The organism is Stenotrophomonas indicatrix (genome assembly GCA_041545745.1).
Classification (GTDB): Bacteria; Pseudomonadota; Gammaproteobacteria; order Xanthomonadales; family Xanthomonadaceae; genus Stenotrophomonas; species Stenotrophomonas indicatrix_A.
Genome location: CP168152.1, coordinates 531,529 through 545,512, shown reverse-complemented (window position 1 = coordinate 545,512; position 13,984 = coordinate 531,529). Strand labels below are relative to the sequence as shown.

At 67.9% G+C, this 13,984-nt stretch carries 13 protein-coding genes and 1 riboswitch; of the genes, 8 read left to right on the top strand and 5 right to left on the bottom strand.

The features are described 5' to 3' along the window. The 3 genes from ACEF39_RS02485 (at position 1) to ACEF39_RS02475 (ending at position 4,180) form a co-directional block, all read left to right on the top strand. Positions 1–1,764 carry a cytochrome c biogenesis protein DipZ gene (locus ACEF39_RS02485; protein WP_500286850.1) on the top strand — a complete coding sequence of 588 codons (1,764 nt, stop codon included), beginning with the start codon at positions 1–3 and terminating at the stop codon, positions 1,762–1,764. Between the two features lie 14 nt (positions 1,765–1,778). Then, positions 1,779–2,516, top strand: a complete 738-nt coding sequence (msrA, locus tag ACEF39_RS02480; RefSeq protein ID WP_500286849.1) for a peptide-methionine (S)-S-oxide reductase MsrA — start codon at positions 1,779–1,781, stop codon at positions 2,514–2,516. A gap of 215 nt (positions 2,517–2,731) precedes the next feature. Further along, positions 2,732–4,180, top strand: coding sequence for an aminotransferase-like domain-containing protein (locus tag ACEF39_RS02475; protein WP_500286848.1), 1,449 nt, complete (start codon positions 2,732–2,734; stop codon positions 4,178–4,180). Between the two features lie 71 nt (positions 4,181–4,251). Here the strand turns inward: ACEF39_RS02475 and bioD are convergent, their stop codons facing one another. Continuing rightward, the gene (gene bioD, locus ACEF39_RS02470) at positions 4,252–4,938 is read right to left on the bottom strand and encodes a dethiobiotin synthase (RefSeq protein WP_500286847.1); all 687 of its coding nucleotides are present in this window, start codon (positions 4,936–4,938) and stop codon (positions 4,252–4,254) included. A gap of 67 nt (positions 4,939–5,005) precedes the next feature. On the opposite strand from bioD, the gene ACEF39_RS02465 reads away from it, so the two are divergent. Both ACEF39_RS02465 and ACEF39_RS02460 read left to right on the top strand, forming a co-directional pair. Beyond that, the gene (locus tag ACEF39_RS02465) at positions 5,006–5,488 is read left to right on the top strand and encodes a GAF domain-containing protein (RefSeq protein WP_500286846.1); all 483 of its coding nucleotides are present in this window, start codon (positions 5,006–5,008) and stop codon (positions 5,486–5,488) included. Further along, positions 5,485–5,847, top strand: coding sequence for a TfoX/Sxy family protein (locus ACEF39_RS02460; protein ID WP_025878429.1), 363 nt, complete (start codon positions 5,485–5,487; stop codon positions 5,845–5,847). The genes ACEF39_RS02465 and ACEF39_RS02460 overlap by 4 nt, the downstream gene beginning before the upstream one ends. Positions 5,848–5,937: 90 nt before the next feature. On the opposite strand, the gene ACEF39_RS02455 is transcribed toward ACEF39_RS02460, so the two are convergent. Further along, positions 5,938–6,516: a histidine phosphatase family protein gene (locus tag ACEF39_RS02455; protein ID WP_500286845.1), complete on the bottom strand. Its 579-nt coding sequence runs from the start codon at positions 6,514–6,516 to the stop codon at positions 5,938–5,940. Positions 6,517–6,692: 176 nt separating this feature from the next. Continuing rightward, positions 6,693–6,913, top strand: a riboswitch (cobalamin riboswitch). Positions 6,914–7,030: 117 nt separating this feature from the next. Here ACEF39_RS02455 and btuB point away from each other — a divergent pair. Continuing rightward, positions 7,031–8,872: a TonB-dependent vitamin B12 receptor gene (gene btuB / locus ACEF39_RS02450; RefSeq protein ID WP_500286844.1), complete on the top strand. Its 1,842-nt coding sequence runs from the start codon at positions 7,031–7,033 to the stop codon at positions 8,870–8,872. Between the two features lie 78 nt (positions 8,873–8,950). Here btuB and gph read toward each other — a convergent pair whose 3' ends face one another. Together gph and ACEF39_RS02440 are read right to left on the bottom strand one after the other, a co-directional pair. Continuing rightward, entirely contained in the window at positions 8,951–9,619 is a 669-nt protein-coding gene (gene gph, locus ACEF39_RS02445) for a phosphoglycolate phosphatase (RefSeq protein ID WP_500287953.1), read from the bottom strand. Between the two features lie 127 nt (positions 9,620–9,746). Further along, positions 9,747–10,676 (bottom strand): LysR family transcriptional regulator, encoded by a 930-nt coding sequence (locus ACEF39_RS02440; RefSeq protein ID WP_100462792.1) that lies wholly within the window; start codon positions 10,674–10,676, stop codon positions 9,747–9,749. Positions 10,677–10,782: 106 nt separating this feature from the next. Here ACEF39_RS02440 and ACEF39_RS02435 point away from each other — a divergent pair, with 106 nt between their 5' ends. Both ACEF39_RS02435 and ACEF39_RS02430 read left to right on the top strand, forming a co-directional pair. Further along, complete coding sequence (locus ACEF39_RS02435) at positions 10,783–11,421, top strand: NAD(P)-dependent oxidoreductase (RefSeq protein WP_500286843.1); 639 nt, start codon at positions 10,783–10,785, stop codon at positions 11,419–11,421. Between the two features lie 97 nt (positions 11,422–11,518). Beyond that, the gene (locus tag ACEF39_RS02430; RefSeq protein WP_500286842.1) at positions 11,519–12,430 is read left to right on the top strand and encodes an MBL fold metallo-hydrolase; all 912 of its coding nucleotides are present in this window, start codon (positions 11,519–11,521) and stop codon (positions 12,428–12,430) included. Between the two features lie 291 nt (positions 12,431–12,721). On the opposite strand, the gene dinB is transcribed toward ACEF39_RS02430, so the two are convergent. Beyond that, a complete protein-coding gene (dinB, locus tag ACEF39_RS02425; RefSeq protein ID WP_500286841.1) occupies positions 12,722–13,810 on the bottom strand; it encodes a DNA polymerase IV in 1,089 nt (362 codons plus the stop codon). Between the last annotated feature and the right edge of the window lie 174 nt (positions 13,811–13,984).

The following is a 13,984-nucleotide window of genomic DNA, read 5'->3' as shown; positions in this document are numbered from 1 at the left end:
ATGCTGCTGTTGCTGCTTGCCTATCTCGGCGGCGTGCTGACCCTGCTCAGCCCGTGCATCCTGCCGGTGCTGCCGTTCGTGTTCGCGCGCGCCGATCGTCCTTTCCTGCGCAGCACCCTGCCGCTGCTGCTGGGCATGGCGCTGACCTTCACCGTGGTCGCCAGCCTGGCGGCGGTCGGCAGCCAGTGGGTGGCGCAGGCCAACCAGATCGGCCGCTGGGTGGCACTGGTGCTGATGGCCGTGTTCGCCATCGCACTGCTGTGGCCGACCCTGGCCGACCATCTGCTGGCGCCATTCCAGCGCATCGGTGCGCGACTGAGCGCGCGTGCCGACGCCGCGGATGCGGCCGGCCGTGGCGGCGCCTGGACCTCGCTGCTGATCGGCATCGCCACTGGCCTGCTGTGGGCACCCTGCGCCGGTCCGATTCTCGGCCTGGTGCTGACCGGTGCCGCCCTGAACGGCGCCAGTGTCGGCACCAGTTCGCTGTTGCTGGCCTACGCGCTGGGCGCCGTCACCGCACTGGCGCTGGCGGTCTGGGTGGGCGGCCGTGTATTCCGTGCGCTGCAGGCCCGGCTTGGCCTGGGCAATGTGGTGCGCCGCGTGCTCGGCGTGGCCGCGCTGCTGGCGGTGGTGGCGATCGGCCTGGGCTGGGACACCGGCCTGCTGACCCGCCTGTCCGCCGTCAGTACCGCACGCATCGAGCAGGGCCTGCTGGATGCCGTGCCCGATGCGCAGCCGGCAGCACCGCCGATGATGATGATGGCGGCTGGGCAGGCAGGCGCGCCGCTGCCAGTGGAAGGCACACTGCCTTCGCTGAGCGGCGCCACCGGCTGGCTCAACAGCCCACCGCTGAGTGCTGAGCAGCTGCGCGGCAAGGTGGTGCTGATCGATTTCTGGACCTACTCCTGCATCAACTGCCTGCGTGCGATGCCGTTCGTGCACGAATGGGCGCAGCGCTACCGCGACCACGGCCTAGTGGTGGTCGGCGTGCATACGCCGGAGTTCGCGTTCGAGCGCGACCCGCGCAACGTCATGAAGGCCGTGCAGCAGCTGAAGGTCCAGTACCCGGTCGCGCTCGACAACCAGTATGCGATCTGGCGCGCGTTCAACAACCGCTACTGGCCCGCGCACTACTTCATCGACGCGCAGGGCAACATCCGTGGCCACCAGTTCGGCGAGGGCAACTACGCACACTCCGAACAGGTGATCCGCCGCCTGCTGGTGGAAGCCGGGCAGACCGACCTGCCACCGCCTGCAGACCCCGCTGCGGCCGACCTGCAGGGCGTAGCCACGCAGGCCGACATGGGCAACCTGCGCTCGCCGGAAACCTACCTGGGCCACGCACGTGCCGAGCAGTTCGCCTCGCCGGGCGGGCAGCGCGCCGACGCGGCATTCGGCTACACGCTGCCGTCCACCCTGGCGCTGAACCAATGGGGCCTGTCCGGGCAGTGGCGGGTCAACGATGAAGCGGCACAGCTGCAGCAGGCTGGCGGGCGCATCGCGTTCCAGTTCCATGCCCGCGACCTGCATCTGGTGCTGGCACCGGGCGAGGACGGAACACCGGTGCGCTTCCGCGTGCTGCTCGATGGCAAGCCATTGCCCGCGGCCGATGCCGGCGCCGACGTGGCGGCCGATGGCACCGGCACCGTCAACGAGCACCGCTTGTACCAGCTGATCCGCCAGCGCGGCACGATCGGTCCGCATCGTTTCGAGATCGAATTCCTCGACGCAGGTGTGCAGGCCTACGCCTTCACCTTCGGTTGAACCGGGAGCACACGATGAAACTCTCCTTCGAACAGGGCATTGCCGCCGGCGTCGCCGGCCTGGTTGCCACCGCGCTGGTCGCGGGTGTGCTGCTGGTGGACCGCGGTGCGGTGGCCGCAGCGGCCGAACCCACGGCGCAGGTGCAGGCGTTGCCTGCGCCCAGCGGCGATGCGGCCTTCCGCGATGACGCCAGCCACGCCAGCGTGGTCTTCGCCGGCGGCTGTTTCTGGGGCGTGCAGGGCGTGTTCCAGCACGTCAAAGGCGTGAGCAACGCGGTGTCCGGGTACATCGGAGGCAGTGCCACCGACGCGCGCTATGAGCGCGTCAGCGGTGGCCGCACCGGCCACGCCGAAGCGGTGAAGGTGGACTACGACCCGCGCCAGGTCAGCTATGGACAGCTCATGCAGGTGTTCTTCTCGGTGGTGCACGACCCGACCCAGCTCAACCGCCAGGGACCCGATCATGGCAGCCAGTACCGCTCGGCGATCTTCGTCGATGACACGCGCCAGCAGGCAGCAAGCCGCGCCTACATTGGCCAGCTTGGCCAGGCAGGCAGCTATCGTGCGCCGATCGTTACCCAGGTGGGCAGCGGCCAGCGTTTCTACCCGGCCGAGAGTTATCACCAGAACTACATGAGCAACTACCCGCAGGCCGCGTACATCCGCTACTACGACGCGCCCAAGCTGGCCGCGCTGGGCAAGCAGTTCCCGGCGTTGTATCGCCGCGATCCGACGCTGGTACCGATGCGCTGACGGCCCGGGTAGTGCCGGCCGCTGGCCGGCAACCGCACCCTTCCGGCGCCAGGGATTGCCGGCCAGCGGCCGGCACTACCAAGGCATAAAAAAGACGCACGGCCACGGGGCCGTGCGCTTGGGAAGTATCGACCCGGTCCCGATCAGGCCCGGCCGACAACGACATGCTAGGCTCGTCAGCATCATGGGTACAGAACCAGATGTGGGTCGAGTCGATGGATACAGAAGACACCACCACGATGATCCCACCCCGCTATCAGCGGCTGTCGGACGAGCTGGCTGAAGCCATCCACGGCGGGCGCCTGCCGGTCGGCAGCCGGTTGCCATCGCTGCGGCAGATGGCTTCGCAGCGCCAGCTCAGCCTGAACACCGTGATTGCGGCCTATCGCCAACTGGAAGACGCCGGACTGGTCATTCCACGGCCGAAGGCCGGCTTCGAAGTTGCGCCGCGACTGTCGGCACCGCAGCGTTCGCTGCGTGATGCGCCGTCAGCACCCACTGCGCCGCTGCAGCAGGTGCTGATGGCGCGCGTGCTGGAAGCACAGCGCCGCCCCGGCGTGGTCGACCTGGCCTTTGCCGGCCCGCGCGGACGACAGTTCTACCCGGGCGCGCAGCTGGCCCGGCACACCGCGCAGGTGCTGCGCCACGGCCAACAGACCGTGGAAACCTATGCCCGCCCCAACGGGTCGCAGCGCCTGCTGGCGCAGATCGTGCGGCGTGGGCCCCGGCTGGGCCTGCATACCCATGCCGAGCGCCTGCTGCTGACCCATGGCGCGATGGAGGCACTGCAGCTGGCCCTGCGCGCGGTCACCCAGGCCGGTGATGCCATCGGCATCGAGGCGCCCTCGTACTTCAACCTGTACCCCTTGCTGACCACGCTCGGCCTGCAGCCGATCGAACTGCCCACCCATCCGCAGCGTGGCCTGGACGTGGATGCGCTGGAAGCACTGCTGGAGCACACATCTCTTGCGGCGCTGGTGGTGATGCCGACCGTACACAACCCGCTGGGCTGCACGATGCCGATCGCCGACAAGCAACGTCTGGCCGAGCTGGTCAACGCACGCCAGCTGCCGCTGATCGAAGACGCGGTGTATGCCGAACTGCAGTTCAGCGAGCCGCCAGCACCCTTGCTGAAGGCGTTCGACCGCGATGGCTGGGTGATGGTGGTCGGTGGATTCTCGAAGACGCTGGCACCGGACTACCGCATCGGCTGGCTCGATGGCGGCCGCTTCGCCGAACGCATCGCGCTGCTCAAATTCCAGTCCACCGGCGGCGAACCGCAGCTGCTCGGTGATGCGGTGGCGGCCTACCTGGAAGCCGGCAGCTACGAGCACCACCTGCACCGCATGCGCCGGTTGTACCGCGAACAGGTCGGTCGCCTGCGGCAACTGGTGGCCGAGCACTTCCCTGCCGGCACCTGCGCCACCGAGCCGCAGGGCGGCTTCCTGCTGTGGCTGGAGCTGCCGGGTGTGGACACCCGTGAACTGTTCGAGCGCGCACTGGCAGAGGACATCGTGTTCATGCCGGGCCAGGTGTATTCGCGTGGCGCGCGCTACCGGCATTGCCTGCGGTTGTCGTGCTGCCAGACCCTGGACGCGCGCTTCATCGGTGCGGTGGAACGGTTGGGTGCGATCGCGCGGGAGCTGGTGGCGACAACACGGTAGTGCCGGCCGCTGGCCGGCAATCGCACGCGTTTGATTACCTCGGGGTTGCCGGCCAGCGGCCGGCACTACCCTCACGCGTCGTGCAGGTGTGTGCTCAACGCTTCGCCACCTGCTTCCGGCAGATGCGGCAGCCGCCCCCAGCAGGGCATCGGCAGGCGCTGCTGCAGGGTCGCGACGTTCTCATCCTGGCGCTGCATCGAAGGATCGATGTGGTTGCCGATCCAGCCCAGGCAGTCCACGCCGCTGGCCTGCAGCGAGTGTGCGGTCAACCGCGCGTGGTTGACGCAGCCCAGGCGCATGCCGACCACCAGCACCACCGGCAGCCGCAGCGCACGTACCAGGTCAAGCTGGTCCAACTGCGCCGACAAGGGCGCCAGCCAGCCGCCCACGCCTTCGACCACCACCACGTCGGCCTGTGCGCGCAGGCGTTCGAAGGCTGCCACGATCGGGGCCAGTTCGATGCGCACGCCATCTTCTGCCGCCGCCAGCTCCGGCGCCAACGGCTGGCGCAATGCGTAGGGGTTCAGATCGGCATAGTCCGGCACCGGCAGGCTGGCGGCCTGCAGTGCCAGCGCGTCGTCGTTGCGCAGCCCCTGCCCCAGATCGTGGCTGCCGCTGGCCACCGGCTTCATGCCCACCACGCGCAGGCCGCGCCGGCGCAACGCATGCAGCAGCGCGGTACTGGCGGCGGTCTTGCCGATCTCGGTATCGGTGCCGGTGACGAACAGGGCCGTCGGCAACGTGGCAGGCAGGGACATCACAGGCTCCAGCAGGGCAACAGAGCCTGCATTATCGCTGGCCCGGCACGCTTGCTAGACTGCGGCCATGTTCGCCAACGCCTCGCTCACCGGCAGCAAGCCGGAACAATACGCCCAGCTGCTGGAACAGGCCCGTGGCCTGGTCTACGGCGAGTCCGACCGCATCGCCAATGCGGCCAACCTCGCTGCACTGGTCTACCACGCCCTGCCCGACCTGAACTGGGTCGGCTTCTACCTGTACGACGGCAAGGAACTGGTGGTCGGTCCGTTCCAGGGCCTGCCGGCCTGCGTGCGCATTCCGCTGGACAAGGGCGTATGCGGTGCGGCCGCCAGCCAGCGCGTGACCCAGCGGATCGAAGACGTGGAGGCCTTCCCCGGCCATATCGCCTGCGATGCCGCATCGCGCTCAGAGCTGGTGGTACCGCTGGTCCGCGGTGGGGAGCTGATCGGTGTGTTCGATATCGACAGCCCGGTCGTCGGCCGCTTCGATGCTGAGGACCAGGCCGGTCTGGAAGCCATCGCCCACGTGTTCGTCGGGGCGTTGGCGTGAGCGCGGTCAAGCTGCGCAACATCGGTCCGAAGAGTGCGGCATGGCTGCGCCAGGTAGGCCTGCGCAGCCGCGAGGATCTGGTTGCCATCGGTGCCGTCGGCGCCTTCGTCAAGGTCAAGCGCGCCGGCTTCAAGCCCAGCCTCAACCTGCTGTATTCGCTGGAAGGTGCGCTGCTGGACTGCCACTGGCAGGAACTGAGCGAGCCGCAGCGCACGGCACTGGTGCAGGACTACGAAGCACGTATCGCCGTGCATCCGCTGAAGGCCGCAGGTCCGGCATCGGGTCCGGTGCATGAGCAGCGCTTCGACGCCGAGGACGACGGCGAAGAAAGCACGGCCGAAAGCGCCGACGAGGATTGACTGTTTGGTAGTGCCGGCCGCTGGCCGGCAACTGCGCTGTGTCCTTCGGATTCATGAGGTTGCCGGCCAGCGGCCGGCACTACCCGGGCACTACGGCTGCTGCAGCTCCAGCAGCTCGCCCACCAGACCTGCTTCACCGCGCTCGACCCACACGCGCAGGCGCGTGCCGTGGTCGATGCGCAGCGCCCAGCACAGCGACATCGGCAGGCCACATACCTGCGACAGCACCATGCGCAGCGGACCGCCGTGGCTGACCACGACCGTCGGCACCGGGTCGTCGTCATCCAGCAGTCGATCCAGCGCCCGTGCGATGCGCCGTTCGAAGTGGCCCCAGCTCTCGCCATGCGGCGGCGGAAACGCGTGCGGATCGGCGTGGAAGGCGGCCAACGCGTCTTCTGGCAGGTCGAACAGCGATTGGCCATCCCAGTCGCCGAAATCCAGCTCCTCCCACTCCTCGTCCGCTTCCACGTCCAGCGCGCGCGGTGTGGCCAGTGCCATCGCCGTATGCAGCGAGCGCAGGCGCGGCGAACTGATCACCCGTTCCCACGATTGCCCGGCATAGGCATCGACCAGTTCCTGCGGCAGGCGGGCCAGCTGCGGCGGATCGCTGCGGCCATCGAGGAACTCATCGCGACCGTTGCCGGCATGGCGGACCAGGTCGAGGATCATGCGCGTGCCCAGTCAGGGCGGCGCGGGAACAGCGGAAAACAGACGGACATCGGCAACGGCACCACGATAATTCGAGCTGCATTCTAGGCGCTGGCGCCGGTCTGCTGCACCGTGCAGGTGCATCCGCGCCCCTCCGGTCGCGCAGATTCAACGCTACGGCCCGGCCGCGATGCCGTAGACTGCGCGCACTTCCAGGTGACCTGCGGCCCTGCCGGCAGGTTGAAACGGGAAGCCGGTGACGCGTGACAACACGCCATGCCGGCGCTGCCCCCGCAACGGTAAGCACGTCAGTTCCAGGCAACCCGCCACTGTGCCGCAGGCATGGGAAGGCGCCTGGACGGTGGCCTTGGGCCACCCGGCGGCGAGCCCGGAGACCGGCCCGGAAGCCTCAGGTCGCGATGCGGTGGGCATGGCGCTGGATGTCTGTGGCGATGGCCGCGGCATCGGCGCGTGCCTGCCTGTCGTGACTCCTCCCCTTCGCTGCGCGGGCGTGCGCGGCACCTGGAGTCCCCCGATGAAACTGCAGTCCCGAATGCTGTCCCTGGCCGTGCTGGCCGCGCTTCCCGCGTTGGCCCTGGCCGATGATGGCGCCGCCGACCTCGATCAGGTGCTGGTCACCGCCACCCGCACGCCGATCGCCCTGCAGGACAGCATTGCGCCTGCGCAGGTGATCGACCGCGCGCAGATCGAATCCAGCCAGGCCACCTCCCTGCAGGAACTGCTGCAGGGCCGCGCCGGCATCAACCTGACCAATGCCGGTGGCCTGGGCAAGCAGAGCTCGCTGTTCCTGCGTGGCACCAATTCCTCGCATACCGTGGTGCTGGTCGATGGCGTGCGCATCAACAGCGCCGACCTCGGCCTGGCGATGTACCAGGATCTGCCGCTGGCGCAGATCGAGCGCGTGGAAATCGTGCGCGGTCCGCAGTCCAGCCTGTACGGCGCCGACGCCATCGGTGGCGTGATCCAGATCTTCACCCGCCGCAACCAGGGCGATTTCGCTCCGCACTTCCAGCTGGGCGGCGGCAGCAACGGCCTGCGTGAAGCCAGCGGCGGCATCGGTGGCGGCACCGAACGCGGCTGGTTCGGCGCCGACATCGCCTACCAGCATTCGGATGGCATCGATGCCTGCCGCGGTTCGGCCACGCTGTTTGCCGGCTGCTTCGCCGATGAACCCGACCGTGATGGCTACCGCAACCTGTCCAAGAGCCTGCGCGGTGGTTACAACCTGAGCGACCAGTGGACCGTGGAAGGCAGCGCCCTGCGCGCCGACGGCAAGAACCATTACGACGGCTACTACAACTACTCCGAGACCCGCCAGCAGGTGCTGGCCGGCAAGGTGCGCTACACCCCGTCCGAGCAGCTGACGCTGACTGCCAATGTCGGCCGCAGCGACAACGAATCCGACAACTTCGGCGATTTCGGTGCACGCGGCAGCGCACAGACGCACCGCGACAGCGCCTCGCTGCAGGCCGACATCGGTGTGGCCGAAGGCCAGCTGCTCAGCGCCGGCGTGGACTGGAGCGAAGACAACCTGGACGGCAGCAGCGCCGGTTACCTGGTCGACAGCCGCCGCAATACCGGCGTGTTCCTGCAGTACCAGGCGCGCTTCGGCCGTCACCAGTTGCAGGCCAGCGCACGGAACGACGACAACCAGCAGTTCGGCAACCACGCCACCGGCAGCCTCGGCTGGGCGATGGAGCTGGGCCACGGTCTGCGCGTCAACGCGAGCTACGGAATCGCGTTCAAGGCGCCGACCTTCAGCGACCTGTACGACCCGTGGAGCGGCGTGCCGACACTGGACCCGGAGAAGTCCAAGAGTGCCAACCTCGGCATCTCGCAGCAGGGCCAGGGCTGGCGCTGGGGCCTGGACGTGTACGAGACCCGCATCGATGACCTGATCACCTATGACGCGGCGACCTTCCGCATGCAACAGGTCGAAAAAGCACGCATCCGCGGCGCGGAACTGACCGGCGGCGCCACCCTGGCCGGCTTCGACATCAACGCGCAGCTGAGCTTCACCGATCCGCGTAACCGCACCAGCGGCAGTGCGCAGTTCGACAACTGGCTGGCACGACGTGCGCAGCAGACCGCGCGCCTGGACGTCGACCGCCGCTTCGGCGGCTTCCGCACCGGCCTGACCGTGCAGGGCGCGGGCAAGCGCTACGACGATGCCGCCAACGCGGTAAAGGTCGGCGGCTACGGTACGCTGGATCTGCGCGCCGAATATGCGCTGACCCCGGCATGGTCGGTGCTGGCGCGGGTGGCCAATGTGTTCGACCGCGAGTACGAGACCGTGGCGTGGTTCAACCAGCCCGGCCGCGAGTACCAGCTGAGCGTGCGTTACCAGCCCAGGTAAGTGGTAGCGCCGGGCCATGCCCGGCGTCGGGGCGCCAGATCGAAGGGCCGCCGGGCATGGCCCGGCGCTACCGGCGGGTCAGATCGCCGATACCGCAGCCAATCCCGGCAGTTCACGCAGGTCGTCGATTACCGCGACGGCCTGCGCGTTTTCCAGGTCCAGTCCTCGCGGATAGCCGTAGCGCACCAGCGTGATCGGCATGCCGGCGTCCTCAGCGGCGCGGTAATCGGTAAGCGAGTCGCCCACCATCAGGCACGCATCGACGGGCAGTCCGAAGTGTGCGGCGATATGCCGCAACGGCTCGCCGCTGGGCTTGCGCTGCGGCAGCGAATCACCGCCCAGCACCAGCGCGAAGGCCTCGGCGATGCCCAGGTGCTGCAGCAACGGCGGCACCAGCGCGGCCGGCTTGTTGGTGCAGATCGCCAGCGGTACGTTCAACGCGCGCAACTGCGTCAGCGCGTCCACTACGCCATCGAACAGCTGCGGGCTGCGCAGCAGGCATTCGCGGTAGTGGACCATGAAGGTCGGCATCACGGCCGCCAGATCGATCTCGCGCCCGGCAGCCTCCACGGCCTGTTCAACCAGCCGGCGCACGCCGTCGCCGATCCAGCCCAGCACGGTGGCTTCGGGTACGCGCGCCAGGCCGATGTCTTCCAGCGTGCGGTTCAGTGCTTCGGCGATATCGGCCGCGCTGTCGACCAGCGTGCCATCGAGGTCGAACACGACCAGCGGATAGGGATACGACAAGGGACGGCTCACTCGTGCAACATGGGGCCGTCCATTGTACGCCCGCGCCTTCAGCCGACCCGGCGTGCGCGGGTGGCCTGGCGATCCCACACAGCGCGGTTGTGGTCGATCAACGTCTGACCATGGTTCATGTGTTCTCCTTGCCCGAAGGGCGCCAGTCCAGATCCTGGAAGGCCGGGCTCGCGAAGCATTCGGCGAGGAAGTCCAGGAATCGCCGCATGATGGCGGGCTGCTGTCGACGCGACGCGTACACCGCATGGATGCCGAGCTCGTCCAGGCTGTACTCGGGCAGCAGTTCGATCAGTTCGCCACTGCGCAGCAGCGGTGCGACCTGGTAGGTCGGCAACATGGCGATGCCGGCATTGGCGCGCACCGCCTCCAGCAACAGCGATGCTTCATTGGCACTGATGTTGCCGCCCACCGCAACCGACAACGAGCGCCCTTCGCGATGCAGCTGCCACAGGCTTTTGCCGACGTAGTGATGGGTCAGGCAGTTGTGCGCGGCGAGGTGTTCGGGCGCGGTCGGCGTGCCACGTGCCTGCAGGTAGGCCGGTGTCGCGCACAGCACCGAGCGGCAGATCGCCAAGCGACGTGCAATCAGGCTGGGATCGATCTGCCGCGCGATGCGCACCGCCAGGTCGACGCGCTCCTCCACCAGGTTGACCGTGCGGTCGACCAGCAGCAGTTCGATGCGGGCGGCCGGATGGCGCTGCACGAAGGCGGCCACTGCGCGCGCCAGATGGCTCTGCCCGAACGACACGCTGGCAGTGATGCGCAACGTTCCGTGTGGCTCGGGATCGTCGCTGGCCAGCTCGCCCTGCAGTTCATCGCCGATCGCCAGCATCTGCCGGAAACGCGCCAGCGCGGCTTCACCAGCCCCGGTCAGGCTGACCCGCCGGGTGGTCCGGTGCAGCAGCCGCGCGCCCAGCCAGCCCTCCACCTCGGCGAGGTAGCGGCTGACCATCGCCCGCGACATGTCCAGCACCTCGGCGGCGGCGGTCAGGCTGCCGCGCTCGGCAACTTCGACAAATACGGTCATGGCGGTCAATCGGTCCATCTGCTCGATCCATGCAACAAACAAGCGCGTTATACGCTGTTTTTCGAGCGACTGCAGCGACCTACAGTGGCCCCATTCCCAGCCACCACCCCCACGGAGTCCTGTCATGAAGATCGCCCTCGTCGGTGCCACCGGCAACATCGGCCGCCAGATCGCCCGCCACGCGCTGGCCAACGGCCACCAACTGACCGTCATCGTGCGCAGCGCGCAGGACCTGCCGGCCGAGCTGGCCGGCGCCCATCCGGTCATCGCCTCGCTGGATGACCAGGATGCCCTGGTCGCCGCCATCACCGGCCACGATGTGCTGGCCAGCGCCTACGGCCCGCGCCCGGGCGACGACATCGGCCGTGTCGGCGAGGTTGCCGCACAGCTGGCCGATGCCGCCCGCAAGGCCAAGGTGCCGCGCCTGGTCGTGGTCGGCGGTGCCGGCAGCCTGGAAGTCGCCCCCGGTGTGCAGCTGGTCGACACCCCCACCTTCCCGGAGGCTTACAAGCCGTACGCGCTGGCCCACCGTGAAGCGTTCAACCGGCTGCAGGCAGTGGATGACCTGGATTGGACCTTCTTCTCGCCGGCCGCCGAAATCGGCCCGGGTGAAGAGCGTGGGCAGTATCGCGTGCAGCCCAAGGCGTTGCTCGCCGATGCCAGCGGCCATAGCCGCATCAGCTACGCCGACTACGGCGCCGCGTTCGTCGCCGAACTGGAAGCGCACACGTACCCGAAGCAGATCATCACGGCAGCGTACTGATCGCGGCATGCGCCGGGTTTCATGCCCACCGGGCATGGCCCGGCGCTACTTCCCCATGGAGCCGATGCTCGGCTCGACATCCCCAAGGACACCTCCCATGCGCACCGCTACCCTGCTGCTCCCCCTCGCGCTGGCTGCAGGTTTCGCCAGCCCTCCGCTGCTGGCCGCATCGGCCGCCCCTGCGCCTGCCACTGCTGCGAAATCCCAGCTGCGCCTGCAGACCTTCCATCCTGGCCCGAAGGCGATGTTCCCGGTGTCCTCGGTGCTGATCGAAGGGCGCAACGACGCGATCCTGGTCAACGCGCAGTTCGGGGCCGGCGATGCGCGCCGGCTGGTCGAGCAGATCCGCGCCAGCGGCAAGCAGCTGACCACCATCTACATCAGCCATGGCGATCCGGATTACTACTTCGGGCTGGCCACCGTGCAGGACGCGTTCCCGCAGGCGCGCATCGTCGCCACCGCGCAGACCGTGGCGCACATCCGTGAATCCCAGGCCGGCAAGCTGGCGTACTGGGGACCGAAGATGGGCGCCGACGTTCCCGCACGCATCGTGGTGCCCGCCGTACTGGAAGGCGATGCACTGCAACTGGAAGATCAGCGCCTGCCGTTGATCGGCCTGGATGGGCCGACGCCGGACCGCAGCGTGCTGTGGGTACCGTCACTGCGCGCGATCGTCGGGGGTATTCCGGTGGTGGCCGGCGAGCATGTGTGGATGGCCGATACGCAGACGCCGCAGTCGCATGCCGATTGGCTGCGCACGCTGCAGCAGCTGCAGGCGTTGAAGCCGAAGGTAGTGGTGCCCGGCCATTACGCGGAGGGTGCGGCGCTGGATGCCAGTGCGTTGCGCTTCACGGCGGAGTACATCCGGGCCTTCGATGTTGAAACAGCCAAGGCCAAGGACAGTGCGGCGTTGGTGAAGGCGATGCAGGCGCGTTACCCGAAGCTGGCGGGTGTGGCGTCGCTGGAGTTGAGTGCGAAGGTGGCCAAGGGCGAGATGCAGTGGCCGTAAGGTAGGGGGTTTTCTTTTGCAGGGCTGCGCCCTGCACCCGCCGAATCGACGGCAACGGCAACGGCAAAAGCGGGCATTCCGGGGGATGGCGGGGTAGGTCCGGTTGCGGGGGACGCTGCAAGTACGTCCATGTAAGCTCGGTCGCCGCATCCATGCGGCTCACGCCCCCGCAACCGGACCCACCCCGCCTTCGACAGATTTCCGCGAGCTGTCGGAACGGCGTTCTGTGCTGCTGTTGGTAGGTGTCGACCTTGGTCGACACTTGGATCCACGCCATGCGTGGATGAACGATCAGGAATGATCGGTCTGGGTGTGCTCGAACAATTCGCCCTGCACTACCGCTTCCTTTTCACGGAAACCGCCGAGGCCGACGCCGACCAGGCGGTAGCGGGTGTCGGCGGGTAGATCTACGCGGGCGCGCAATGCCAGTGCGATGTCGCGTAGTTCGGCCATCGATTCCGGCGGGCGTTCCGGGGTGAAGCTGCGGGTGAGGATGCGGAACTGCGCGGTCTTCAGCTTCAACACCACGGTGTGGCCGATGCGTTCGGTCTTGCGCGTGGCCTGCCAGGTCTTCCCGGCCAGCTGCACGATCGCTTCACCCAGGTCTTCCAGCAACAGGTCCTCGGCGAAGGTGTCTTCGGAAGAGATCGACTGCACCTGCTGGTCTGGTTCCACCGGCCGCTCGTCGACGCCGCGCGCACGGTTGTACAGGCTGCGGCCGAAGCTGCCGAAGGCCTCTTCCAGGTCCTGCAGGGTCCACTGCCGCAGGTCGCCGCAGGTGACGATGCCGCGCGCCGCCAGCTTGCCTTCCATCACCTTGCCGACGCCGGGCACGCGGTTCACCGGCAGCGGCAGCAGGAACGCATCCACCCGCTGCGGCGGAATCACGAACTGGCCGTCGGGCTTGCGCCAGTCCGAGGCGATCTTGGCCAGGAACTTGTTCGGTGCGATCCCGGCTGAAGCAGTCAGGTGGGTTTCCTCGCGGATCTGCGCGCGGATGGTGCGGGCGATGTCGGTGGCCAGCACGATGTCGCTCTTCGGCGCCGTGACATCCAGATAGGCCTCATCCAGTGACAACGGCTCGACCAGGTCGGTATGACGCAGGAAGATCTCGCGCACGTGGCGTGACACCGCCTTGTAACGTGCGAAGTCCGGCGGCACGAAGATCGCGTCCGGGCACAGGCGCTCGGCCCGCACCGCCGGCATCGCCGAACGCACGCCGAACACGCGCGCCTCGTACGAGGCTGCGCACACCACTGAACGCGCGCCGCGCCATGCCACAACCACCGGCTTGCCGCGCAGTGACGGATCGTCGCGCTGCTCCACCGACGCGTAGAAGGCGTCCATGTCGACGTGGATGATCTTGCGCAGTGCGTTCATGGTTGGCCCACATGATACCTGCACCGTACCCGTCCAGACGCCGAAGTATGGTCGTTGTGCATCAACGGGATGCGTGGTTTCAGCTGAAAACACTACGCACGCGTACGGAGACGCGGTTTGATATCCGCCTGATCCGTCGTGCATCCTCGGGAACTCGTTGCCTTGTTTTCGCTT

What these genes read in the sequence shown, in the direction of transcription:
- ACEF39_RS02485 (WP_500286850.1), top strand. Translation starts at nt 1, where the DNA reads ATGCTGCTGTTGCTGCTTGCCTATCTCGGCGGCGTGCTGACCCTGCTC.
- ACEF39_RS02440 (WP_100462792.1), bottom strand. Translation starts at nt 10,676, where the DNA reads ATGGACCGATTGACCGCCATGACCGTATTTGTCGAAGTTGCCGAGCGC.
- ACEF39_RS02435 (WP_500286843.1), top strand. Translation starts at nt 10,783, where the DNA reads ATGAAGATCGCCCTCGTCGGTGCCACCGGCAACATCGGCCGCCAGATC.
- dinB (WP_500286841.1), bottom strand. Translation starts at nt 13,810, where the DNA reads ATGAACGCACTGCGCAAGATCATCCACGTCGACATGGACGCCTTCTAC.
- ACEF39_RS02475 (WP_500286848.1), top strand. Translation starts at nt 2,732, where the DNA reads ATGGATACAGAAGACACCACCACGATGATCCCACCCCGCTATCAGCGG.
- ACEF39_RS02455 (WP_500286845.1), bottom strand. Translation starts at nt 6,516, where the DNA reads ATGATCCTCGACCTGGTCCGCCATGCCGGCAACGGTCGCGATGAGTTC.
- btuB (WP_500286844.1), top strand. Translation starts at nt 7,031, where the DNA reads ATGAAACTGCAGTCCCGAATGCTGTCCCTGGCCGTGCTGGCCGCGCTT.
- bioD (WP_500286847.1), bottom strand. Translation starts at nt 4,938, where the DNA reads ATGTCCCTGCCTGCCACGTTGCCGACGGCCCTGTTCGTCACCGGCACC.
- ACEF39_RS02430 (WP_500286842.1), top strand. Translation starts at nt 11,519, where the DNA reads ATGCGCACCGCTACCCTGCTGCTCCCCCTCGCGCTGGCTGCAGGTTTC.
- msrA (WP_500286849.1), top strand. Translation starts at nt 1,779, where the DNA reads ATGAAACTCTCCTTCGAACAGGGCATTGCCGCCGGCGTCGCCGGCCTG.
- ACEF39_RS02465 (WP_500286846.1), top strand. Translation starts at nt 5,006, where the DNA reads ATGTTCGCCAACGCCTCGCTCACCGGCAGCAAGCCGGAACAATACGCC.